Source organism: Adhaeribacter terrigena, from assembly GCF_016623615.1.
In the GTDB taxonomy this organism is placed as follows: domain Bacteria; phylum Bacteroidota; class Bacteroidia; order Cytophagales; family Hymenobacteraceae; genus Adhaeribacter_A; species Adhaeribacter_A terrigena.
In genome coordinates this window covers 286,806-312,265 of the sequence record NZ_JAEHFX010000003.1, presented here as the reverse complement: position 1 = coordinate 312,265, position 25,460 = coordinate 286,806, and the positions used below count along the sequence as shown (strand labels likewise).

The window sequence follows — 25,460 nt, the reverse complement described above, 5'->3', positions numbered from 1 at the left end:
ACCGCCAGCCGAACGATGTACGGTATATGGGAAACTCCTTACGATTATTACTTTTTACATTTTCTTGCTTTTTCATTTCACAGCCACTGGTGCAGGCGCAAACTTGCCAGGCTTTAATCACAGCTTCCGGCAATACAAACCTCTGCCAGGGCGATAGTGTGCAACTTACCGCTACTACCGGGCAGGCTTATTTATGGTCGAATGGTAAAACTACTAAAAGCATTTATGCCAAAACCAATGGGAATTATGCCGTAACGGTTACCGATGCCCTGGGATGTAAAGCTACCGCTGCACCAATAACCGTTTCCGTTCTGGGTGCACCCGATGCAGCTTTGCAGGATACGGTGAATAATTTCATGAATTGTACTTATTCCCTTAGCACGGCGAATTTCAATTTAACAGTAGAAAACAGTTCCAAAACCAAAGCCACCAACACCCAATATGCTATTGATTGGGGCGATGGTTCGGCAAACGTGTACGGCAGCAATTTCACCACGGCCACGCATACGTATGTTTTACCGGGTTCATTCAATCTCACTTTAACGGTTTCCAACGCCGCTGGCTGTACTTCCACCCAAAAATACCTCGTTTTTAATGGTTCAAACCCAAGTTTCGGGGTAGCCAGCCAGGGAAACACGAATGACTGCGCTCCGGCCACGTTCACTTTCGATATTATTAATACCTTTGGAAATACACCATCTACGGTTTACTCTTTTCAGTTCGATGATGGCACCCCGGCGATGCATTTTACGCACGCGAACTTACCTAAAACCATTACCCATACCTTTACCAAATCGGCAATGGGGAAACCGGGCAACGCTTTTACCCTGACTGCTTTTGCTACCAACCCCTGCGGCACCACTCCGGCTACGGTTGGCGGAATCCGGATCTCGGCTACGCCCAAAGCAGATTTCCTGATGAACCCGGACAGCATTGCCTGCGTGAATTCGCCGGTTCAACTAACTGATTTTTCGAACGGCGGTTTTAATGCCAATGCAACGGGGACAATGGCAACCGGATTTACGCGTGCGTGGATCATTAAACCGGCAACCGGCTGGAACTTTACAAATGGCACCAATAATGCTTCGGCGCAGCCTATGCTGAACTTTACGCAGGCTGGTAATTACATTATTCAGCTGATTGTAACCCCACGCGGTTCCGGAGCCAAATGTACTGCCGATTCAATTGCCAAAACGCTAATTGTGAAAGATCTGCCCCAGGCAGCTTTTCAGGTAAAATTCCCCCCCACCAACTGCGCACCCGCGCACGTGGTTTTGCAGAATAAATTCGTTAGCCCGGACCTGACTTATAACTGGGTTATCTTTCCCAAACAAGGCTGGAGTTTTAATACCAATTCCGATAGCGTTTCTTTGAACCCGGAACTTATTTTTACCAAAGCCGGGAGCTACACGATAAAACTCACTTCCCGGAATTATTGCGGCCAGATTGCCACTTCAGATACTACCATTATAATAGGAAGCACTCCGGAAGTTTCATTACCGGCTGCGCAGGAGTATTGTATCAGCCAGACCGTTACTTTTTCGCCGGCAAATCTGGCGCATAAACCATCCTTTAAAACCAGCAGCCCGATTACTATTTACCAGTGGAATGTTCTGGGAAATCATAATTATCAGTTCGTAAACGGCACTTCGGTTTCCAGTCAGTATCCGGAAATCAAATTTGCCCAGCCGGGAGTTTACCAGGTGATACTGCAAGCGGCCAATGCCTGCGGATTTTCCAAGCCCGATACGCAAACCATTACCATCAATCCGGCGCCAAAAATTACGGTACAATCTTCGGTAGCGGCTATTTGTAGCGGTCAAGGTTCGGCTATTTTAACGGCTTCCGGGGCGAATTCTTACAAATGGTTTCCGGCAACCGGCCTGAATAAAACTACCGGCAATCTTGTTTCGGCAAATCCGACAGTAACCACTACTTATAATATTGTTGGTACGAATGCGCTTACCGGTTGCTCCGACACGGTGCAATACACTGTAGTGGTAAAACCTGCCATTCCGTTGCATATTGCTGCTACGAGAACTTCTATTTGCATCGGGCAACAAACTACCACGCTTACGGCAAGCGGTGCTGCTATTTATTCCTGGTCGCCGGCCGCTGGCTTAAACACAACTTCGGGTGCTACTGTTATTGCCAACCCAAGCGTTACTACAACTTACTCCGTTACTGCCATCGATACCGTAGCTGGATGTACGGCTACTAAAACGATTAAAATTGAAGTTTTGCCATTACCGGTTGTAAACATCGGTAATGATACTACGATCTGTGCCGCGCCGCAAGGTTTGCAATTGCAAGGTTTTCCGAAAGGCGGAAGCTGGATTGGTCAGAATATCAGCACCAGCGGTTTCTTTCTGGGTTCTGCTACGGGCATTTACAACGTTATTTATCACTACACAAACGCGAACGGCTGCTTTGCTTCGGCTTCGAAAAAAATCACGGTTGTTTCCATGCCCGTTGCGAATGCCGGGAACGACACGACTTTTTGTGCCCAAAACCCTAGCGTTTTGCTGAAAGGTTTGCCGGCCGGCGGAATCTGGAGCGGCAGCAGTCTGGTAAAAGCCAACGGAACTTTCACGGCAAATACTCCGGGCGTTTACACGCTAACGTATACTTATGGCAACGGCAACTGTCAGGTTTCTGATGTGAAAGTGATCACTGTAAATGCGCTGCCTGCTGTACCGGTTGTAGCAAATCAGACGATCTGTCCCGGCACTGCTGCTACCTTAACTGCTCAAAGCAGTAACGCGGTGCGCTATGAATGGTACGATGCTCTGACTGACGGAAACCTGCTTTATACCGGACCGACCTTTACCACGCCGGTGCTTCAGACTTCTAAAACGTATTTCGTGGCTGCTTATAATGCGCAGGGTTGCGAAACTTCCAATAGAAAAGCCGTGCAGGTAACCGTTAATCCAATTGCTCTGGCCCCAACAGTTGCGAATGCAACGATCTGCGGTTCCGGCAGCGCAACGTTAACAGCCAGCGGCTCAACGGGTACTTACCAGTGGTTTGATGCTTCACAAAACGGAAACCTGATCTTCACCGGCTCCACCTTCCAAACGCCGGTTTTATCAGCTACAACCGATTATTACGTGCAGGCAGTCAGCGCGGAAGGTTGCCCGAGTTTTACCCGCACAAAAGCTACCGTTTTGGTTTTGCCGGTATTAACCAACAACGCCCTAATTGGAAATCAGATTATTTGTGCGAATGAAATTCCAACGCAAATTAACGGTTCTGCCCCGGCAGGAGGCAACGGCACTTATACTTTTGGATGGGAAATCAGTACCGATTCTGTAAACTTTACTTCGGTTTCCGGTGCTAACAATACCGTGAATTTCACGCCCACTGCGCTTACGCAAACGACTTGGTTCCGCCGGAAAGTAACTTCCGGACCGTGCGCCGAATATTCGCAGCCGGTGAAAGTTCAGGTAATTGCCCGTCCGGTTGCTGCGATTGTTACTGCCCAGACGATTTGTGCGGGTGCAACTGCCACTTTAACTGCCAACGGAAACGGCCTGCAATATCAGTGGTTTAACGCTGCAACGGGCGGCCAGCCAATTTTCTCCGGAAATACGTTCAACACGCCGGCTTTGCAAAACACTACTGAATATTTCCTGGAAGCAATCAATGCGCAGGGCTGCCACAGTACGGTGCGCAGCAAAGTAACGATAAACGTGATGCCGGTAATTGCCAACAACTTCATCAGCATGAACCAAACCATTTGCGCCGGCGAAATCCCAACTTCCCTGACCGGTTCTTTACCGGCCGGTGGCAACGGTGCTTACACTTACATTTGGGAAAGCAGCACTGATAATGTAACCTTCGCTCCTGCGGCCGGTAATCATTTAGCGGTAAATTATGCCCCTGCAGCGCTTACCCAAACTACCTGGTTCCGCCGCGTGGTTTCTTCGGGCTCTTGCCAGCAAAATAACAGCGCGAGCGTAAAAATCACGGTCATTCCGGGAATAATATCGAATACTATTACTACCCAGCCGCAGATCATTTGCGCCGGTAATACGCCGCAGATCATCAATGCCACGCAGCCAATAGGTGGTAACGGAACCTTCACGTATCTGTGGCAGATGAGCACCAATGGCGCAAACCAAGGTTTCGTGCCAGCGCCTAATGCGAATCAGAATCTGCACTATACCGCCCCGGCTTTACAACAAACTACCTGGTTCCGCCGCGTGGTTTTCTCCGGAAACTGTTCGCAGACTTCTGCCGCCCTGAAAGTGGAAGTAAACCCTCCGCTGGCTTCGAACACCATTTCAGCTTCACAAACAGTTTATAGTGGTTCAACTCCGGCTTTATTAAATGGTTCTTTGCCAACGGGCGGTAACGGAAACTACGCGTATACCTGGGAGATCAGCATAACAGGTAATGCTTCCGGCTTTACAGGAATTTCAGCCAACAGTCGGCATTTCCAGCCGGGTGCCATTGCCCAAACTACCTGGCTGCGCCGAGTTGTTCGCTCCGGTGATTGTGAACTGGTTTCGAATGTGGTGCAGCTTACGGTAGTTCCGGCAATTGCCAATAACGTAATTCAACAGAATCAGACAATCTGCCAAAACAATGCTCCGGGCCTTTTAGCCGGAACAACGCCAATTGGAGGTATAGGCAACTATACTTATTTGTGGGAAATGAGCACTGCAGGGGCTAATGCAGGATTCAGCACGGCGGCCGGAATTGCCGGTCAGAAAGACTACCAACCGGGTATTTTAACCCAGACAACCTGGTTTAAGAGAACCGTAATTTCAGGTGCTTATACCTTGGAAAGCAACGTGGTACAGATCATTGTTAACCCCAATATTTCAAATAATACCGTCAGTGTGGCGCAAACCATTTGTGCGGGTTCGGCTCCGGCTGTGTTGCTGGGCTCTGCTCCAACGGGCGGTTCCGGCTCTTATACTTACGTTTGGGAAATGAGTTCTTCGGGCACTGTTAATAGCTTTGTTACGGCAACCGGCATAAACAATGGGGCAGACTATCAGCCGGGTACTTTACAGCAAACTACGTGGTTCCGCCGCAAAGTTAGCGCCGGTTACTGCTCTGATAATATCAGTGCTGCTATTGAAATAAAAGTAAACCAGATCCCATCGCCGCCAGCCATTGCTTCGCAGGATATCTGTTCCGGTACGGCTGCCATTCTGGTATTGCCGGTGCAAAATTACAATACCACCGAATCCGAATTTGAATGGTACGAAACAGCGAATGGCGGTCAGTTGATCGGTAAAGGCGTTTCTTTCACCACGCCGGCCTTAACCAAAAGCAAAACTTATTACGTGCAAGCCGTGCAAAATAGCTGCGCCAGTACCAGAATTGCAGTGAACGTGAACGTACGGGAAGCTACTGCTGATGCCGGAGAAGACGTGGATGTGATCAGTGGTAAAAGCACTGCCTTAAAAGGCCAGGGCGGGGTTTCCTACAAGTGGTTCCCGGCGGAAGGACTGAGCAATCCGAATATCGCCAACCCGGTTGCCACCCCAGATAAAACCTCTACTTATACCCTGGAAGTTGTTTCTGAATCCGGCTGCGTTTCTACTGATGAAGTTACGGTAACTGTGCTGCCAAAAATAAAGATCGTGAACACCTTCACGCCAAATAACGACGGCATAAACGATACCTGGGAAATTAAAGGCCTGGAAGAATACCGCAATTGCCGCATCGAAATCTTCAACCGCTGGGGCGCGAAAGTGTACGAGTCAACCGGTTATCCGCAGCCCTGGAACGGCGTTTCTCAGAACGGTGAGCAACTTCCGATCGCGACTTATTACTATATCATTTATTTAAATAAAACGGAAGCGCCGCTTTCCGGAAACATCAACATCGTTCGTTAATTTTTATGAAGAAACTTTTACCCGCAATCCTTTTTATATTATTAACAGGAATTATCGGGACTACTTTTGCGCAGCAGCGCCCTCAATACAGCCAATATTCGCTGAACAATCTTCTGGTAAACCCGGCTATCAGCGGTATTGAGAATTATACCGATGTGAAATTGGGTTTCCGGAAACAATGGGCCGGCCTGGAAGGAGCACCGAGCACTTTTTACACCAGTTTCCATACCGCTATCGGCAAGCAGGACCGCAACCGCATCAATAAAACCAGCATGATGCGTAGCGCGGTGAGAAGGCCACGATATAAAGTAAACAAAAACAACCGTTTCAAGAAAGCGAATCCGCACCACGGTTTTGGAGGTTTGGTGCAGGCCGATAAAACGGGCATCATTCAGAATACCACCATTAACCTGACTTACGCTTTCCATTTGCCGGTTACCAACCGGGTGAAAGTGGCTATGGGCACAGCTACGGGCATCAACCAGTTCAGCCTGAATCGGGCCATGGCTACTACGGTAACTGCTAACGACCCGGCTTTGTATTCCGACCGCCTGAACGACGTAAAAATGGACCTGGGTTTTGGTACCTGGATCTATTCCGATCAGTTTTTTGCAGGGCTTTCGGCCATGCAGCTTTTAGCGAATACCGAAACCGCTTCCCAGCAAACCGGTTTCCAGCGGCCTGGCTTTGCGCAACCGCACTTTTACCTGACCGGCGGCTACCGTTTCGATATAAACCGCGACCTGACCGTAGTGCCTTCTTTTATGGTGAAATCGGCGCCAACCGCTTTAACCGCGGACCTGAACGTGAAAGCGATTGTTGCGGAGCGGGTTTGGGGTGGCGTTTCTTACCGCCATAAAGATGCCGTTTCGGTTTTAGCCGGGATCAATATTTCGCCGCTTCTTGAAGTAGCTTATTCTTACGATGCGGTAACGTCCGAATTGCGCCATGCCAGCTCCGGCAGCCACGAAATTGTGCTGGGCCTGAAACTGCAGAACCGCGGGAAGGCAATTTGTCCGCAATGGATGTGGTAGGTTTGAATGGTTGAATGGTTAAATGGTCGAATGGTTAAATGGTTAAATGGTTCAATGGTTGAATGATTGAATGATTGAATATTATAAATAAAAAATATCAGAATTAATTCTAACCTTCCTTTTATTCTCTTATTCTATAATTCAATCATTCTCTCATTCTATAATTTCCTAAAACGCTATCCATTTGAAGTAAAAAAGTAAAGCCCTGAAGCAATTCGGGGCTTTTTTTGTTTATTTTCATATTTTTAAAACATTCATTATCAATACCTTATTTATATTATAAAAAATAATTAAAATTTTTCTTACCTGTAAGGCAACCGCTACCGGTACCTTTGCATCTATATAAGCAGAAACCCAAAGAAACGACTACTGAAACACTGCTACCCGTGATCACAACCGAACTCATAGCAAACCTGCAAAACGGCGACCCGAAAGCCCAGAAAGCGATCTACGATCGGTATTCGGGTCAGATGCTGGGAGTTTGCTTGCGCTACCTGAAAAACGAAATGGATGCCGAAGAAGTGATGATTACGGGAATGGTGAAAGTGTTTCAGAATGCGAAACAGTACGAAGGAAAAGGAAATTTTGAAGGCTGGCTGCGCCGGGTAATTGTAAACGAAGCGCTGATGTTTTTACGCAAAAAGGAGCCTTTGCATTTGGCCGTAGAAAAAGAACATCTGCAGCTCGCTGCCCAGGAACAAGCCGACACCGCGCTGAACGAAGCAGAACTTTTAGCGCTGCTCCACGAATTACCAGCCGGATACCGCGCCGTTTTCAACCTTTACGCCATAGAAGGGTATTCGCATAAAGAAATTGCCGACATGCTGCAGATAAACGAAGGAACTTCTAAATCGCAGTTAAGCAAGGCAAGAGCTTTATTACAAAAATGGGTTACTGCCCAGGATAAATTTAGCATAGAAAAAAATGGAACAGCACAATATAGATTCGCGCTTTAAGGAAGGGTTGCAAAACCTAAACCGCCAGCCCTCGGCCGATGCCTGGGCGCGCCTGCAAAGTCAGCTGAACACACCAATCGCTGCGCCCGAAACTGAGTTGGTGCAGCCGGAAGAAAAGAAAGAAGAGCGCCGCATTTTAATGTGGTGGCATTACGCCGCTGCAGCCGTGGTTTTGCTCTTTATTTCGGTAGGCATCTTTAAAAACGGTAGCTATTTCGGCGGAAAAACTGAAATGCCGCTGGCGGTAAACAAAACCACTGAAATTGCAGCACCAACAGTAAAAACGCCGGAAGTTTCGGCACCGGTTTCAGAAAAAATTTCTGCTCCGGAAACCATGATTGCGGCAATAAAAACGCCGGAAACTGTTATTGAAAGTAAAAATGAAATCAGCAGCAGAAACGCTGTTAAAAACGGTATCAAAACGGAAGTAAAAACTACCGTTGCTAATGCTCCGAAAACGCAAATTGCCCAGGTTACGAAAAAGGTTAAAACTGAAAAATCAATTCATAATACTCCGATTCAGGAACAACCAAATTCGGAGCAGCTAGTGCAAAAAACGGAAGAAAATCTGATCGCTTCCACGCAAAGTAATAAAGCGGAGCATGCAAAAACTTCGGAAACCAAACCGGCACTTTTAGCGGGCATGGCCATTGAAGTGATCGTGAAAAAAGACAATTCGGAAAATGCGCTTGCTATGGCAGAAACGACTGCTGAAGAAGACAAAAATTCTAAACTGAAAAGCATCTTTAAACAGGCAAAGAACCTGAAAAACGGCGAACGCGTGGACCTTCAGGCCATTGGTTTAAATTCCGATTCGAAACTGGCCATGGGCACCCGCAACATTCAAGAGAAATTCTCCAAAGTACTCGATATCTAAAAAAGACTTAAAATCCCTTTAAAATTATGAAACGCTTATTCCTGCTGGCCGTACTCGGCCTGGCAACCACTACCGCTTTGCCTGTTTCGGCCGCTGATTTCAGCCCAAAAGTAGCACCTAAAGACGATACCATTTTGGTAAAACTAGCCAACGGCGCTAAAATGAGCCTGGTGGTTAAAAATACTGAGCAGCTGAAATCTTTCCAGAACTACAGCCTCGATTCGCTGATGGTGATGCTCAACAAGTACATTTCTGAAGCTGAAAAAATGGAAAAGAAAGACGTGAACGGAAAAGATTATACCGTAAGCTTCCGTCCGGCTGAAGAAACCAAAGACAAACGCCGCCCGGAAAAGATCAGCATCACCATGAAAGGGTTGGAAAAAGATGAAAAAGGCGAAACCAAACTATCGCAGCTTAACATCGATGTAGAATATGAGGAAAAAGAAAAGGATAAAGCCACGGTTAAATCTACTTTAATTGAAGCAGATTCGCTTAAAAAAGCTAAAAATGCAAATCGCCGTCATCAAAGTGGTCTGAATTTCGATCTGGGTTTCAATACCCTGCTGAATGACGGAGGAACCGATTTGGATAAAGCCGGCCTGAAACCATGGGGTTCGCGTTATGTGAGTCTCAATCCTTATTACCAGGTGCGGATCGGGGGTAAAAGAAGCCCGCTTCATTTGCGCACCGGCGTAGATTTTGCCTTCAACAATTACATGTTCGACCATAACTACGTTCTTTTGGAAGAGGAAACAAACGGCCAATCTGAAACTGTGTTGAGAAAATCAGAACGCAACCTCGAAAAATCAAAACTCGCTACTTCCAGCGCCAACCTTCCGCTGATGGTAGTCCTGAATTTCAAAGATAAAAAAGGCCATTCTTCTTTCCGGTTTGGGGCCGGCGGGTTTGTAGGGTACCGCTTGGGCAGCCACACCAAAATTAAATACAACCTGGAAGGCGACACTAAAAAAGACAAAGACCAGGGCAATTTCAACCTCGAAGAACTTCAATACGGTCTGAAAGCCACCATCGGTTACCGCGGTTTTGATCTGTTCGCCAATTACAACCTGAACGAATTATTTAAAGACGGCCGAGGCCCAAAAGCCAACGTGCTGAGCTTCGGCATTACGATTTAATAGTAGTAGTTTTAATTTGACTGAAAAAGGAAGCTTACGGGCTTCCTTTTTATTTATTTGGTACCGTTTTGAACACGATTTTTAGGATTTAAAAGATGAACAGGATTTTTTGTCTGAATTGGGATTCATCAGATTAGGGGATTAGAGTATTCTGTGTTTTAGAAACTCCTACTCGATCTCGAGAGCGGAGCACGATAAACAAAAAGCGAAGAATTACCAGCAGAATTTTCGCTTACGGCAGCAAATTTTGTCGCTTGCAAAGCCACTAAAACTCACCATCTAGGCACTGCTCCGTTCACTACAAAGAAGCGAATGTACCACGGTGGCTTTTTGTCAAAGCGTTGTTTGAGCGGTCAGCGCTTGTCCCGCAGGCTTGCGGGAAGTTTGCGCTTGCTCCCTAAATGCTTCGGGACGTGCCGCTTGATTTTCGCTGGTTTATATTGTGTCAAGTGGAACATCCCGAACCCTTTCGGGGACAAAAAGAACACAGAAGTGAGTTAAAAGCTAATTCAGCTAATGATAAAAGGCAGAAAGCCAGCTATGGGAAATGGTATTCTTCCAAGCTAAAAAACAGCTTTCTGCTATCAAGGTTCTTCGCTGAATCCCAGAATGACAATAAAAACGCTATCCTTCCTGGCTTAAAAACTCAATTGTAAACTTAACTACTTACTCTTGCCGGAAAAAATTATCAACTAAAATAGCCGTTGCCGTCGCAACATTCAAAGATTCAGCTTTTCCGAAGGCCGGAATTTTAATGAGGCTGGTGAGATATTTCCGGGTTTCCGGGCGCAATCCGTTCGCTTCGTTGCCCATAATTAATACGCCTTCCGGTTTCAGGTTCAGTTTATGAATGTTTTCGCCTTCCATGGCCGCGCCGTAAATTTTAAACTCTGGCTGCAGCGAAGCCAGAAAATCCGGCAGGTTTACATAATAAGCAGCCACGCGCGTGAAAGAACCCATGGTTGAAGCAATCACTTTCGGGTTATAAAAATCGGCACAGGTTTCTGAACAAATTATTTTATTAATGCCATACCAATCGGCAATCCGGATTATTGTGCCTAAATTACCGGGGTCGCGAATGTCGTCTAAAGCAATTACCAGATCCGTGGGTTTTATTGCCAGTTTTGGCAGCCTTTTCATACGCGCAATGGCCAGGCCGGCGTTATTGCTTTCGTACGTGCCGGCTTGCACCAGCTGGTTTTCGGTAACCAGTTCATATTCCAAACCTTTGCGTAGCAAACCGGTATGTTTCTCCAAAAAGTCTTCGGTTATAAAAAGCTTTTCGATTTCCAGATCCGAGGCCAGCAACTCGCGCACACTTTTTGCCCCTTCTACTACAAAAGTTTGATGGAGATTCCGATATTTCTTTATTTGCAGCGAATTGATGTATTTGCTTACTGCTTTCGATAACATAGCCAGCTTTTTTTGAACTTACGATTTTACATATTCGCTTTTACAATCGCAATTTTATGCTCGTGGAGTTGCGTGCCAACCCGCTATTTAAAAGGCAAGGAAAAGCTGCTTTACGACGTGAAGCTGGAAGGCGTTAATCAGGCCGACCCGGACAAAATTCGCGCGCTATTTCGCCAGCAACCAAACCGCAAAGTGCCTATATTCGGCTCTACGCCTTATTTAACGGTGTACTATTGGGGCAAAAGCCTCTACAACCCGGCCAAAGTGCAGCAACAGATCCAGGAAACGGAAGAAAAATTTGCAAAAAAAATAAACAAAGCCGGCGCCGATTCCAGCGAAGTGGTGAAACTTACCGAAAAGAAGGAAAAAAAGCTGGCCAAACTAATCCGCAAAAAAGAGGAAGGTAACCTGCTGATGCGTTCCATCGGCGAGCCGCCTTCTATCTACGATTCTACCCTTACTGTAGAAACCGTTTCGCAGATTAACACCTATTTAAGTTCCAAGGGCTTTTTTCACAACCGCGTAAGCGCTCAAACCAAAGAGGAAGATAAAAAGATTTACCTCACGTTGAACGTTGCCGAAAACCAGCCTTTCCGGTTGAGCGAAACCGCCTACAATATTAAAGACACCACCGTGCAAAGGCTGGTGCAAAATTCGCAGGCCGAATCGCTGATTAAAACCGGCCAGATCTACGATGAAGAATTGCTTACCCAGGAACGCGACCGCCTGGAAACCCTCATGCGGAACCAGGGCTTTTACGAATTCCGGAAGCAATATATTTTCTTCGATGTAGACACCAGTTTTGGCGGCAATACCGTGCGCCTGAAAACCACCATCTCAAACCCCGCCGATAGCGCCAACCACAAACTTTATAAGATCCGTACCATTTATTTTATCGGGGAAGCCAACGTAGACCGCTTTGGGGTTAACCGCGATACCATTAATTATGGCGGCGTGAAATACATCTGGTATAAAAAGTATGTATCGCCGAAAGTGTTGGATAAAAAGATCCGGATGAGCGTAGGCCAGCCTTACAGTTTAATTCGTACCAGCCGTACCCAACGCCAGATCGGCGACCTGGATGTTTACCGGTTTTCGGCGGTGAACTACACCATTGTAAGCGATTCGTTGCAGCCCATGCTCGATGCCTACGTAAACGTTACGCCTGCTACCCGCTACCAGATCACCGACGAAATTGGGGGCAATTTCAATTTTACCAACTTTGGCTCCTCACTGCCCCTGCCCTACGGAAGCTTCCGTTTAAAAGTGCGCAATATTTTTGGCGGCGCCGAAAACCTGGAATTCGGCGTTCGGGGTGGTCTGGAAGCCCAGCCCAGTTCGGTTAACGATAAACTCGTAACCACTACCGAATTAGGCGGAAACGTAGCGTTGGTTTTTCCGCAGTTTCTCGACCCTTTTTTCAAGTTAGACAGCAACCCGAAACTGGTAATTTATAACCCGCGCACCCGGCTGAACGCCGCTTTTACTTATACCAACCGCGAAGATTATAACCGGACCAATACCGAATTTTCGCTCGATTATCTGTGGCAACGTTCGCAGCGGTTGCAGTATTTTGTATCGCTGGTAGATATTAATATTATTGATGCTACCATTAAGTCTGACAATTTCCGGAAGTATCTGGAAAGCCGTAAAGCCCTGGGGGTTACGCTGATCGAAAGCTTTAAGCCTGGTATTGTTTCCAGTATGAACGCCACCATGCTTTACAACAGCAACAACATCAACCAGACCCTGGACGCCAAATATATCAAGCTTTTTGTAGAAATCGGGAATTTACCCGGCGTAATTACCGGCAACAACACGGTTGGTTTCAGCGGCTGGTTCAGCGATTTTCTTTCCGATCCCGATCCCACAAAACAACAATACCGTTCTTACAGCTTTCTGAAATTCAACGCCGACTACCGCCGCTACTATAAAATTAAGGAGAAAATGTATTTCGTAGCGCGGGGTAATTTTGGCATTGTAAGCCCGGTGCCTGGCAGCAATAATATTCTGCCCTACGATAAATTCTTTTTTGCCGGCGGCGGTTCCAGCTTACGGGCCTGGCGACCACGCAAACTTGGGCCGGGTTCTTACACGCCGCCCTACCGTTTAAAAGATGAACTTAACCCGAACGCCGAAAACAACCTGGTAATTGTTAATGGTCAGCCGCAGCGAGATTACCGCCCGGAGCAACCCGGCGAAGTTTTAATGGAAGGAAATGCTGAATACCGTTTTAACATTTTTGGTTTCTGGAACGGCGCCTTTTTCATAGATGCCGGCAACGTCTGGAACTTAAAAGATAGCCCGGAACTACCAGGCTCCGGTTTAAAGGATTTTCACAAGGAATTTGCCGTAGATCTCGGTTTTGGTTCCCGCTTCGATTTTTCCTTTCTCGTAGTCCGTTTTGACTTTGCTACCAAAGTAATAGACCCGGCCGAACCGGAAGGCCAGCGTTTTGTTTTAGACCGCTTCAGGCTGAACCGCTTATTGAGTTCTAAAAACATGCAGAACTCCTTTAACATTGGCATTGGTTACCCGTTCTAAAAAACGCTATGGTTTAGGCCTGAAAAAGTAAAAGCCCCGCATGTTGATTTGCGGGGCTTTTACTTTTTAATTGAAAAACGCTATCGTTTAAAAGCTGAAAACTGCTATTAAAAACGATATCCTTTTGCGGTAAAAAACTGCCTAGTAATTTAAAAGTTCATCAAAGGCAGCGGCTACTTTATCGGCGTTCGGCAGCATCATTTTCTCCAGCTCTACGTTCAGGGCAATAGCCGGGAGATTGGCCGCGCCCAAGGTAAACACCGGGGCATCTAATTGCTGGAAACAAACTTTGGAAATTCTGCCGGCCAAAGATTCGGCAAATGAGTTCATGAGCGGTTCTTCAGTAAGCACCAGTACTTTTCCGTGTTTTTTAACTGAATTAACTACCGTATCAAAATCGAGCGGGTTCAGCGTTCTGAGGTCAACAATTTCGATGCTGCCTTTAAATTGCTGCGATGCCGTTTTGGCCCAGTAAACCCCCATACCATAGGTAATAACGGTTAAGGTATTGCCATTGCGTAATTCTTCTTCGCTGGCTTCCTGCACAATATTGGCTTTACCTAAAGGCAGAATGTAATCGGCATCCGGTTCAATGGTTTTGGCATCTTCCGTTCCGGCCACTTTACTCCAGTATAAACCTTTGTGCTCCAGCATTACTACCGGGTTCGGATCCAGGAAAGCGGCTTTCATCAGCCCTTTCATATCGGCAGCGTTGCTTGGGTAAACCACTTTTATACCGCGGATATTGAGCAACGTAGATTCTACCGAACCCGAATGGTATGGCCCGCCGCCGCCATACGCCCCGATCGGCACGCGGATAACGGATTGGATCGGAAATTTACCCATGCTCAAATAGCAGCTTTTCGAGAGTTCTTCCACCAGCTGGTTAATACCCGGCCAGATATAATCGGCAAACTGGATTTCTACGATCGGCTTGGCGCCAACCGCTGACATACCGGCCGTTGAACCAACAATATAAGCTTCCTGAATTGGGGTATTGAAAACACGTTCGTCGCCGTATTTTTTAGCCAGCAAAGCAGCTTCCCGAAAAACGCCGCCCAATTCACCGCCTACGTCCTGGCCGTAAAACAATGCTTCAGGGTAAGTTTTCAGAATATCGTCTACGGCATGCAAAGCGGCATCTACCATAATGGTTTTTTCGCCGCAGGCCGGGCTTCTTTCCCCTTTTTCTTCGGTTACCGGGGTAGGTGCAAATTCATGCTGATCGAAAGTAGAAGGATCCGGATTCGGGGCGGCTAAAGCTTTTTCGTACTGCTGCTGCACATAAACTTTTACTTCGGCTGCAATTACATCCAGTTGATCCTGGCTGATATCGGCGTTCAGCAAATGCTTTTCGAGTTGCGGGATCGGATCAGTTAAAGCGTGTTTGGCCAGGTCTTCGCCCCGGTACCATTCGCGGCGCACCCCGGAAGTATGGTGGCCTAATAACGGGCATTTGGCGTGTACCAGAATCGGTTTGCGTTCTTCGCGCACGTACTGAAAAGCCAGCGCCATGCCTTCGTAGGAACTTACAAAATCGGAGCCGTTCACGCGCATGCGCTGCATGCCTTTAAAGCCGGCCGCATATTCATACGCATCCATCGCGCGCATTTCCTTGCCGGTTGCCGAAATTCCCCAGTCGTTATCCTGTACCAAATATACAATGGGCAGATTTTTCAGCACCGCCATCTGGAACGCTTCAGCCACTTCGCCTTCGGTAACTGAGCCATCGCCTAAAGAGCAAAGCGTAACGGCAGGCTTATCCTTATCGCGCAAGCCCTGACTTTCAAGGTAAGAAACCGCGTGGGCCATACCCGTAGCCGGAATGGCCTGCATGCCTGTAGCGGAACTTTGGTGCGGAATTACCGGAAAGCCTTCCCGCCGCAAACTCGGGTGACCATAATACGTACGTCCTCCGGAGAAAGGATCGTCGGCTTTGGCCATGAGCTGGAGCATGAGTTCATACGGCGTAAGCCCCATGCCTAAAAGAATGGATTCGTCGCGGTAATATAGTGAGGCAAAATCGTAGGGTTTTAACTGAAAGGCGGTTGCCAGCTGAATAGCTTCGTGGCCCCGCGAGGTGCTGTGCACATACTTGCTGCAGATCGTCTTGTTATCTTCGTAAGTATCGGCCATGGTTTTGGCCGTGAGCATTAATCTATAAGCTTTCAGCATAACCGAAACTTCGGTCTTTTCGGCAGTGGCAACTTCGTTCAACATAGGCGGACTTTTAATTCGTATTACAAATTTAGCATTTTTAGGCCGGGTTTGAAAATTATGCTGAAACAGGCTTTATCTTTCAACTTGAAATAATATAATGCGTAGTGAAAATTCTGAAATAGAAATTAGTTTCCGGAATTTTATGAAAGAAAAACTCCTCAACGAGGCTACGATAGAACGATATAAATTAAACCAGATTCCGGCCCTTACGCACGAAGAATGTGTGGAAGCTTTACAACTGCTGAACTATTTGTGGCGCCGCGCCGACGAGGAATCTAAAAAGGAACTGGCAGTTTTTATCGATGCGATCAATCTCCGGGTAGCCAGCAAAAGCTGTGATCCGGAATAGTGCTGCCCGTAGTTTTGCTTTTTTTAGCGCCGCTTATGAAAAGCTCCCTGATATTAAATACTTTTGCAGGGCATTTTCATAGCGTTTTTTAAGCCCTTACATGAGAGAACAAGTTGAAAAATTCATGCGCCGGTTTCAGGATGATCTGTGCCAGGCCCTGGAAACCTGCGATGGCAAAGCTACTTTCCAGGAAGATTTGTGGCAGCACCATACCGGCGGCGGTGGCCGCACGCGCGTAATTCAGAAAGGCAACGTGTTTGAAAAAGGCGGCGTAAATTTCTCGGCCGTTACAGGTAGTTTATCTGAAAAAGCGGCGCAGTCCCTGCTCCTGCCCGACCCGAATTACTTTGCGACCGGCGTTTCGGTAGTCATTCATCCGGAAAACCCGATGGTGCCGATCACGCACATGAACGTCCGTTATTTTGAAGCGGGCAACGGCGATGCCTGGTTTGGCGGCGGCATAGACCTCACGCCTATTTACGTAAACAAAGCGCAGGGCAAATTCTTTCATGAGCAGCTCAAAAACGTGTGCGACAAGCACCACGCAAGTTATTACCCGGAATTTAAAAAGTGGGCCGACGATTATTTCTACATCACCCACCGGCAGGAAACCCGCGGCATTGGCGGCACCTTCTGCGACCGCTTAATGGCCAACGAAAACTTCAGCATTCAGGATCGTTTCAACTTTATCCAGGACCTGGCTTATACGTTTGCACCTACTTACACTAAAATTGTAAACGAGAACCGCGAACTTCCTTATACTGAGCGCGAAAAGCAGTGGCAAATGCTGCGCCGCGGCCGCTACGTAGAGTTCAATCTGGCCATTGACCGGGGCACAAAATTTGGGCTCGAAACTTCCGGCCGGATAGAAAGCATTTTAATGAGCTTGCCTAACCTGGCAGGCTGGGAATATAATTTTCAAACCGAACCCGGCAGCCCCGAAGCAGAAACTCAAAGCCTGCTCAAAAAAGAGATCGACTGGCTGAACGTTGTTTAATTTGGAAATTAGAAGATTTGGAGATTTGAAAATGGATTCAGAAGAAAATATTCTTTAAGGCACAAAATTATGATTCCTCATCTTCGAATCTTTTGATTTTATAATTTCCAAATCTTCAAATTTCCAAATCTTCTAATCGAAACCGCTTTGTTAGAAACCATCCGAAATATTGACCGGGAGATTTTTGTTTATCTCAACAGCCACCACACCGAATTCTGGGACCCGATCATGGTGCTGGTTTCGGAGCGTTTTTTCTGGGTACCAGCCTACCTGGCGCTTACTATTTACTTGATCTACACCTTTGGCCGCCGCGGTTACATGAAACTGCTCATGGCCGTTTTAGCGGTTGGGGCTGCCGACTTTATTTCCTCCCGTTTTTTTAAGCCCGGTTTTGCCCGCTTGCGGCCGTGTCATGATCCTGAGCTTTCGGAAGTGATCAATATTGTGAGTGGGTGCGGCGGGAAATTCGGGTTTATTTCTTCGCATGCTGCCACTACGTTTGCGCTCGCTACTTTCATGGTGCTTGTTTTGCCCCCGCGTTATTTGTGGTTCAAGATCATCCTGATTACCTGGGCCGCCGTTATTTCCTACAGCCGTGTTTACCTGGGCGTGCATTATCCCGGCGATATCCTGGCCGGTGCCTTACTGGGAATAACCATGGCCTGGCTTTTTGAAAAACTTTATCAGAAAATTCTGCAGCGTTACGCTTATTTCCGGCGGTAACTTTTTCCCGAATAAAATGGTTATGTCAGCGATGTTTAAGTTTTTGTTCGTTTTGCCATACCGTTTTTTACTTTTCCTGCTCTTTTTTCTACCGTTTTTCCCGGCTTCGGGGCAAAGCAGTTTTACGGTGAGCGGATATGTGCGTGATGCACAAACCCAGGAAACCTTGCCCGGCGCCACCATCATAAATAAAAACGAACCGCAAAAAGGTAGTATTACCGATGCCAACGGCTTTTACCAACTGACTTTTCCAGCCGGAAACCATACCGTTCTGGTGCAGTATATCGGCTATCAGCCCTTCGAAAAAACGATCAACATAACGGCTGCCACTTCGCTTAATTTCTTGCTTTCGGCGCAAAATAAAACCATTGGCGAAGTAGAAATTACCGGCCGCCGGACGAACGAAAACGTGCGCAGCACCCAAATGGGCGAAGTGATCCTGCCGCTTGAACAAATAAAAACCCTGCCGGTGCTTTTCGGGGAAACCGATATTATTAAAACCATTCAGCTTTTACCGGGCGTGAAAAGCGGCGGCGAAGGCAATACCGGTTTTTATGTGCGCGGCGGCGGCTCCGATCAGAACCTGGTTTTACTCAACGATGCCGTGGTTTACAATCCGGGCCACTTAATGAATTTCTTCTCGGTATTCAATTCCGATGCCATCGGGAAGGTTACTTTGCTGAAAGGCAATATGCCCGCACGCTATGGCGGACGGCTTTCTTCGGTGCTGGATATTGCAACCAGAAACGGCAATTCCGATTCCTTGAAAGCAACCGGCGGACTGGGTTTGATTGCGTCAAGGCTTACGCTGGAAGGTCCGATCGTAAAAAACAAAGCTTCTTTTCTGCTTTCCGGCCGGCGGACCTACATCGATCAACTGGCCGCGCCATTTCTTAAAAATACGGAACAAGGCGGCGTACCATATTATTTTTACGACCTGAACGGCGGCCTGACTTATGAAATAAACTTCAGGAACCGTCTGTATCTGGATGGTTATTATGGCCGCGATGTGGGCGAGTTTTCGTTGCAAAACGCCAGCTTTAAAGCGCAGTTCGACTGGGGAAATACAGCGGCCTCACTCCGCTGGAACCATATTTTTAACCCTAAATTATTTCTGAACGTTTCCGGGCTTTATACCGGGTATAAATTCAATTTCAATTCCACCTTCGATACTTATACTTCCAAACTGGTAACCGGCGTAAAAGATAAAAGCACTAAAATAGACCTCGATTGGCAACCCAATGCGCGGCACACGTTGCAATTTGGCGGCATTTACACCCACCACACCCTCACGCCCCGCGCCGGGCAAGCCCAAACCGAAGATGGCCTGGATTTTTCAACTGATCGCGTGAAAGAAAAATTTGCGCACGAAGCCGGGGTTTACCTTTCGGAAGACTGGGCGATCTCCGAAAATTTACAGGTTTCGGCAGGTTTGCGCGCCAGTTTTTTCCGGCAGGCCGGGCCTTTTACGCTGTACAATTTCGAAACGAACGGCGCCGTGGCAGATTCTGTGGTTTATGCAAAAGGCGAAAAAGTGAAGGATTTCAGCATGCTGGAGCCCCGGTTATCTTTCCGGTATGCCTTTTCAGAAAAGGCATCGGTCAAAGCCGGATTTTCACAAAATGCGCAGTACCTGCACCTGGTTTCCAATTCGTTTACCTCGCTGCCTTTGGATATCTGGGTGCCGAGCTCCGTTCTGGTTCCGCCGCAAAAAGCCACTCAGATCGCGGGCGGTTATTTCCGCAATTTCCTGGACAATAACTACGAAGCTTCGGCTGAGATCTATTATAAGAGCCTGCAAAATCAGCTCGAATACCGCGAAAGTTACGCACCCGGCCCCAGCAACCGCGACCTGGAATATGAATTTGTGAGCGGCGATGGCGATGCTTATGGCCTGGAATTATTTGTTCGGAAAAACTTTGGCGCATGGCAGGGCTGGGTGGGCTACACGCTATCGTACGCCAACCGCAAATTCCCGGAACTGAACGAAGGCAAAGCTTTTCCTGCGCGTTTCGACCGTCGGCATGATGCTTCTGTGGTGCTATCTTACACGCTGAATGACCGCTGGAAATTCGGCGGCAGCTTTGTGTACGCAACCGGCCAGCCGCTCACTATCCCGGTTCGGCGCTACGTGATTGAAGGGATTGTAACTTACCAATACGGCGACCGCAACGGCTTCCGGATGGAAAGTTTTCACCGGCTGGACCTCTCGGCTACTTACGAAAAACCGACCGTTAAAAAACTGAAGTCGAGCTGGACCTTTGCCATTTATAACGTGTATGCAAGGCAGAACCCGTTCTTTTATTACATCGATAGCAGTGGCAATCCGTACGATAATTCGATAAAACTACAGGCCAAAAAAGTGAGCATTTTCCCGTTCCCGATCCCGTCAGTTACCTGGAATTTCACTTTTTAGTGACTAGAGAAGAACGAGGTTTGTGAAGAAAGTTTAAATGAAAAAAATGAAAAATATCTCAGCATATCTCAGGCATTACTTTCGACTTTTGGGGCTGATTTTGATACCGTTTCTGGTGAGTTGCGAAAAAAATTTGCTGCTGGAAATTCCGGAAGGCGAAGCGCAACTGATCGTGGAAGGTCATATTGAGCAGGATACGCCGCCGGTAGTAGTGCTTACGCGCAGCGTACCGGTTTTCAGCAATTTTTCGCCGCAGCAGATCGAAGCCGCTTTTGTGCACGGTGCCCGGATTTTTGTTTCGGATGGCGCGCGGGAATATGCTTTGCAGGAATATAATACCAATAATTTACCGCCGGAACTCCAGAAACTGGTTGCCGAACAATTTGGCTTCAGCCCGGATAATAATGGCGGCAAACTGCCTTTCACCTTTTACTTTTATACTTCCCCGGAACTGAAAGGCCAGGTTGGTAAAAATTATAAACTGCGCATCGAAACCGATAAAGAAACGGCCACGGCCAGCACCAGTATTCCCCAATTAAACCCTATTGATTCGCTTTGGATAAAGCCGCATCCCAACCCGAAAATGGACAGCCTGGTGGCACTTTGGTACCGGTATAAAGATCCGGATACGGTTGGAAATTGCGTGCGTTATTTTACCAAACGGAATCAGGAACCCTTTTATCCCGGTTTTTTCAACTCCGTTTTTATCGATGATTTTGTAAACGGTAAGCCTTTCATTGACTTTCCGTTGCAACGCGGCGAGCCAAAAACCAAGGAACCTGATTTCGATAGTTACAGCTACTTCCGGAAAGGCGATACCATTACCATAAAATGGGCGGCGATCGACATGGCGCATTACCGTTTCTGGCAAAGCCTGGAAAGCGATTTCGGCAGCCGAGGAAACCCGTTTGGCGCCCCGGTAAAAATTGAAAGCAATATAAAAGGCGGCCTAGGAATCTGGGGCGGTTATGGGGTATTGTATTACCGGTTTATTGTGCCGAATTGATTAATTGTTGATTGTTGATTCAGAAATCTGGCGAGAGTATTAATCGTAACGTCATTTATGCCAGGAAACAGGAGATAGAATAAATCCAACTCCAATTGCCAATCAACAATTAACCAAGCTGCGGTTTTAAGATCCGGGCGATGTATTTGCCAATGATATCGAATTCCAGATTTACGGTATCGCCAACTTTTATTGTGTGCAGATTGGTATGCTCGAACGTGTAAGGAATAATGGCAACGGAAAAAACATTTTCTTTCGAATTTACCACCGTTAAGCTAATGCCATTCACGCAAACCGAGCCTTTCTCTACAGTAATATTGCCTTGCGAAACATCGTATTCAAACGTAAAAACCCAGCTGCCGTTCTGATCTTCAATGCTTTTACAAATAGCAGTCTGGTCTACGTGCCCCTGCACAATATGCCCGTCGAAACGGCCGGTAGCCGGCATGCAACGCTCTAAATTAACGGTATCGTTTTCGGCTAAAAAACTCAGGTTGGTTTTCTGAAGCGTTTCGTCAATAGCCGTTACGGTATAGGTATCGTTCTCAATGGCTACCACGGTCAGACATACGCCGTTGTGAGCCACACTCTGATCGATTTTCAGTTCCTGCACAAAGGGCGCCGTTAACGTAAAATGCTTATTTGTGCCTTCCGTACGAATATTTTTTACAGTGCCTAGCGTTTCAATTATTCCGGTGAACATGGTTTTTTAAATTTGGAAATTTGAAGATTAAGAGATTTGAAAATAAAATTTGAAAAACGAATTATTTAAAGAAATTATGACAGTTAGAGCCTTACTTTTTTGATCAAAAACCATAGCGTTTTCATCTCCAAATTTTCAAATCTCTTAATCTTCAAATTCACTTACTTCCCTCTTCCTTCTACAATAATTTTTATGGTATAAAGCATCACCCGGAAATCCATGGCGAGGCTCATGTTTTCGATGTAAAGAATATCGAATTTCAGGCGGCGCACCATTTCATCTACACTGGAAGCGTAACCGTATTTCACTTGTCCCAAAGAAGTAATTCCCGGTCGCACGCGGTGCAGGTGTTTGTAATGCGGTGCAATTTTCACGATCTGATCGATAAAGAACTGTCGTTCCGGCCGCGGCCCAACCAGGCTCATATCGCCGATGATCACGTTCCAGAATTGCGGCAATTCATCCAGGCGCACTTTCCGCATAAACCGCCCCCAGCTGGTAATCCGTGGGTCATAATCAGAAGAAAGCGACGGGCCAAGTTTCTCCGCGTCGATGAACATACTGCGGAATTTATAGATATAAAAAGGCTTTCCGTGCTTGCCGATGCGTTCCTGTTTATAGAAAACCGGCCCTGGGCTCGATAGTTTTACCATTGCGGCGATCATGGCATAAACCGGAAAAAAGATCAGTAAAAACAGCGCCGAAGCTACCACATCGATCACGCGTTTCAGCACTTCCTGCCACACCGGCATCAGGTTCTGCTTGATCTCGATGAGCGGCGTACCAAAAAGGTGGTTCACTTTTACCGAACCCAGCAAGATCTGGTAAAGATCGGGCAGAATACTGATGCGCACATTTTCCCCTTCCATCAGACCGAGTATCTCTTCAATTTTTTTGTGTTCTGAAGGCTCAATGGCAATAATTACTTCCTCAATGTTGTGCTTTTTAATAAGCTCCGGAAGTTTCTGGTAATAGCCCAGGTTTTTGAGTTCATTAACGAACAGGGTTTCGATGGCCTGGAAAACGTGCAGGTAACCCAGGATCTTTAAACCCAGGTGCCGGTTATTCTTTTCCAGTTCCAGGTAAACTTCCCTCGCATTGGCATTGGATCCTACAATCAGCGTGTTAAAAGAAATTTTACCCTGGCGGATCAGCTTTTTAATGCTGGTAATGGTAATGGTGCGGAAAATACCGGTAATCAGAAAATGCAGCAGGAAATAGGTTGAGATGGTTTTGTAATAACTGCGGTAATTTTCCACCCCTTCATCGTCGAGCAGCAGCGCAAAGAAAATGATGATAGCGCCCAGAAATGAGATCTGGGCCAGGTTGGTAATTTCCTTCACCCGGCTTTTGCGGAAAATATCGCGGTATTGCCCGATAAGGGTATATAAAAGAAGCCAGAAAGTGGCGATCATAACCGCGCTGCCCAGCAAAAAGAACGAAATGCCTTCGCTCATTTCGTGCAGAATGTATTTGCGGAGCGCGTAGAACAGGATCCAGGCCAGCAAAGCGGCCAGGTAATCTGCTACGATCAGTTTTATTTTCTGGAAGTTACGCGTCAAAACCTAAAAATGAATCAGCCTGATATTATCGATCGCGAAATAATCGCTGGGGTTACCGTTCATGCTTACCTGCCACAACATCCGGAAATTAGCATTCTGCAGGCCGGTAATATTTACTTCTTCGGTCAGGTTTACATACATTTTGGTCCATTGGCGGGTTGGGTTCAGCGTCAGGTCCAGGATCGGCACCGCGTTGCCGCCAACCGGCGTGGCAGATACACCTACTTTAAAAGAACGGGTAGAACGGTAATCAAATTCCAGAAAAACCGGAGCGTTTCCCTGCGGCAATTTACCATTGAATAACGATTCCAGCACCAGGTCGGAAGTTTGGCCGGCTACGCCATAAACTACGCCTACGGTGCCATTGGCATATTTATAATCAGTTAAAGAATCCTGATTTACGACCAGTTTGTAAGGGCTGTTCGGTACTACCCGAATAGCAGGCGTGGCGGGAAAAGCACTGAAATCCTCATACACATCGAAAGGAAGAACGGTGCGGGATTCAAACTTAACTTTCGGGGCAATATCTGTTACTTTTCCCGGTTCCATCAATACCGTTGTATCGTATTGGGTATAGAACGCAAAAGGAAAACGGGCTGCTTTCTGTCCATCGCCGTAAATTCCCGCGTATACATCTATTTCTACGTTGCCATCTGCCAGGATCGGAATTGTGGCCGGAAGCTCGAAGCAGCCGATTATTTTCTTATTGGCAAAAACCCAGGCATCTACAATATTGTTAGAAGCCGAGCCATAGCTTTCGGTAGCATTTTTACGCGGATCGAGAGGAATGCTGTTTATTTTTAAGTAAGATGGTGTATCTTCCGTAGGATTGATAATTTCGCAACCTGAAAGCACACTTAAAGCCATTACAGGTAATAGCCGGAAAACAACAGAGCGGAACCGCATGTTAAATTATTAGTTTCGGGGGTAAATTTAAAATTAAAAACGCGAAACCCGAAATAAGATTGCTTCTGGCAGCTTAAATAGATTCTAAAAACGATGATCACAGACACCTACCGGCATAAAGGCATGCGCAAAGCGCTGGTAAAAATCCTCCGCGAAAAAGGCATTCGGGACGAACGCGTATTACAGGCCATAGAAGAAATTCCGCGCCATTATTTTTTTGAAAAAGCCTTTCTTGAGCACGCGTATCAGGATAAAGCTTTCCCGATAGGCGAAGGCCAGACCATTTCACAGCCCTATACCGTAGCTTACCAAACCGAATTGCTCGAACTGAAACCAACGGATAAAGTGCTGGAGATCGGTACCGGTTCGGGGTACCAATGCTGTGTGCTACTTAAAATTACCCCGCACGTTTATACCATAGAATATAACCAGGTACTTTATAAAAAAGCTCTGAAAGCGTTTCAGGAACTGAAAGTACACCCTCAGGCTTTTTACGGCGACGGTTCCGAAGGCTTACCGGTTCATGCTCCCTACGATAAAATTATTGTGACGGCCGGGGCGCCTACTGTGCCCAGAGCCTTGCTTATGCAATTAAAACCGGGCGGCATTCTGGTAATTCCGGTTGGCAGTGCGGGAACGCAAAAAATGCTGCGGGTAAAAAAGGTATCGGAAACGGATTTCATTAAAGAAGAGCTGGAAGATTTCAAGTTTGTGCCACTGCTGGGACGCTCCGGTTGGAAATAGTTAGCTAACAACAAGTTAC

The 25,460-nt window shown here is 46.9% G+C and carries 17 protein-coding genes; 12 read left to right on the top strand and 5 right to left on the bottom strand.

Annotated elements, in window-relative coordinates; translation table 11 throughout:
* The first annotated feature begins 89 nt into the window (after window positions 1-89).
* The 5 genes from I5M27_RS08070 (at window position 90) to I5M27_RS08050 (ending at window position 9,858) form a co-directional block, all read left to right on the top strand.
* Window positions 90-5,855, top strand: coding sequence for an Ig-like domain-containing protein (locus I5M27_RS08070; protein ID WP_200505686.1), 5,766 nt, complete (start codon window positions 90-92; stop codon window positions 5,853-5,855).
* Between the two features lie 5 nt (window positions 5,856-5,860).
* Window positions 5,861-6,889: a PorP/SprF family type IX secretion system membrane protein gene (locus I5M27_RS08065; protein WP_200505685.1), complete on the top strand. Its 1,029-nt coding sequence runs from the start codon at window positions 5,861-5,863 to the stop codon at window positions 6,887-6,889.
* Between the two features lie 332 nt (window positions 6,890-7,221).
* Complete coding sequence (locus I5M27_RS08060) at window positions 7,222-7,845, top strand: RNA polymerase sigma factor (RefSeq protein WP_234462443.1); 624 nt, start codon at window positions 7,222-7,224, stop codon at window positions 7,843-7,845.
* Entirely contained in the window at window positions 7,814-8,722 is a 909-nt protein-coding gene (locus tag I5M27_RS08055; protein ID WP_200505684.1) for an anti-sigma factor, read from the top strand. Before I5M27_RS08060 ends, I5M27_RS08055 begins: the two co-directional genes overlap by 32 nt.
* A 26-nt stretch (window positions 8,723-8,748) precedes the next feature.
* Window positions 8,749-9,858, top strand: a complete 1,110-nt coding sequence (locus I5M27_RS08050) for an outer membrane beta-barrel protein (RefSeq protein ID WP_200505683.1) — start codon at window positions 8,749-8,751, stop codon at window positions 9,856-9,858.
* A gap of 666 nt (window positions 9,859-10,524) precedes the next feature.
* On the opposite strand, the gene I5M27_RS08045 is transcribed toward I5M27_RS08050, so the two are convergent.
* Window positions 10,525-11,271, bottom strand: a complete 747-nt coding sequence (locus I5M27_RS08045) for a TrmH family RNA methyltransferase (protein WP_200505682.1) — start codon at window positions 11,269-11,271, stop codon at window positions 10,525-10,527.
* 12 nt (window positions 11,272-11,283) lie between these two features.
* Here I5M27_RS08045 and tamL point away from each other — a divergent pair, with 12 nt between their 5' ends.
* The gene (gene tamL, locus I5M27_RS08040; protein WP_200505681.1) at window positions 11,284-13,815 is read left to right on the top strand and encodes a translocation and assembly module lipoprotein TamL; all 2,532 of its coding nucleotides are present in this window, start codon (window positions 11,284-11,286) and stop codon (window positions 13,813-13,815) included.
* A 141-nt stretch (window positions 13,816-13,956) separates the two neighbouring features.
* Here the strand turns inward: tamL and I5M27_RS08035 are convergent, their stop codons facing one another.
* Entirely contained in the window at window positions 13,957-16,035 is a 2,079-nt protein-coding gene (locus I5M27_RS08035; RefSeq protein WP_200505680.1) for an alpha-ketoacid dehydrogenase subunit alpha/beta, read from the bottom strand.
* A 97-nt stretch (window positions 16,036-16,132) separates the two neighbouring features.
* Here I5M27_RS08035 and I5M27_RS08030 point away from each other — a divergent pair, with 97 nt between their 5' ends.
* From I5M27_RS08030 to I5M27_RS08010, 5 genes are all read left to right on the top strand, one after another.
* The gene (locus tag I5M27_RS08030; RefSeq protein WP_200505679.1) at window positions 16,133-16,384 is read left to right on the top strand and encodes a hypothetical protein; all 252 of its coding nucleotides are present in this window, start codon (window positions 16,133-16,135) and stop codon (window positions 16,382-16,384) included.
* A 100-nt stretch (window positions 16,385-16,484) separates the two neighbouring features.
* Window positions 16,485-17,381: an oxygen-dependent coproporphyrinogen oxidase gene (hemF, locus tag I5M27_RS08025; RefSeq protein WP_200505678.1), complete on the top strand. Its 897-nt coding sequence runs from the start codon at window positions 16,485-16,487 to the stop codon at window positions 17,379-17,381.
* A 147-nt stretch (window positions 17,382-17,528) separates the two neighbouring features.
* Window positions 17,529-18,104, top strand: coding sequence for a phosphatase PAP2 family protein (locus I5M27_RS08020; protein WP_200505677.1), 576 nt, complete (start codon window positions 17,529-17,531; stop codon window positions 18,102-18,104).
* Window positions 18,052-20,520, top strand: a complete 2,469-nt coding sequence (locus I5M27_RS08015; protein WP_234462442.1) for a TonB-dependent receptor — start codon at window positions 18,052-18,054, stop codon at window positions 20,518-20,520. Before I5M27_RS08020 ends, I5M27_RS08015 begins: the two co-directional genes overlap by 53 nt.
* Before the next feature lie 115 nt (window positions 20,521-20,635).
* Window positions 20,636-21,526 carry a DUF4249 domain-containing protein gene (locus tag I5M27_RS08010; protein WP_317193570.1) on the top strand — a complete coding sequence of 297 codons (891 nt, stop codon included), beginning with the start codon at window positions 20,636-20,638 and terminating at the stop codon, window positions 21,524-21,526.
* A 109-nt stretch (window positions 21,527-21,635) separates the two neighbouring features.
* On the opposite strand, the gene I5M27_RS08005 is transcribed toward I5M27_RS08010, so the two are convergent.
* The 3 genes from I5M27_RS08005 to I5M27_RS07995 form a co-directional block, all read right to left on the bottom strand.
* A complete protein-coding gene (locus tag I5M27_RS08005) occupies window positions 21,636-22,229 on the bottom strand; it encodes a riboflavin synthase (protein ID WP_200505675.1) in 594 nt (197 codons plus the stop codon).
* A 161-nt stretch (window positions 22,230-22,390) separates the two neighbouring features.
* The gene (locus tag I5M27_RS08000; protein ID WP_234462441.1) at window positions 22,391-23,791 is read right to left on the bottom strand and encodes a sugar transferase; all 1,401 of its coding nucleotides are present in this window, start codon (window positions 23,789-23,791) and stop codon (window positions 22,391-22,393) included.
* 3 nt (window positions 23,792-23,794) lie between these two features.
* Window positions 23,795-24,697 carry a hypothetical protein gene (locus I5M27_RS07995; RefSeq protein WP_200505674.1) on the bottom strand — a complete coding sequence of 301 codons (903 nt, stop codon included), beginning with the start codon at window positions 24,695-24,697 and terminating at the stop codon, window positions 23,795-23,797.
* A 93-nt stretch (window positions 24,698-24,790) separates the two neighbouring features.
* On the opposite strand from I5M27_RS07995, the gene I5M27_RS07990 reads away from it, so the two are divergent.
* Window positions 24,791-25,441 carry a protein-L-isoaspartate(D-aspartate) O-methyltransferase gene (locus tag I5M27_RS07990; protein ID WP_200505673.1) on the top strand — a complete coding sequence of 217 codons (651 nt, stop codon included), beginning with the start codon at window positions 24,791-24,793 and terminating at the stop codon, window positions 25,439-25,441.
* Window positions 25,442-25,460: the final 19 nt, after the last annotated feature.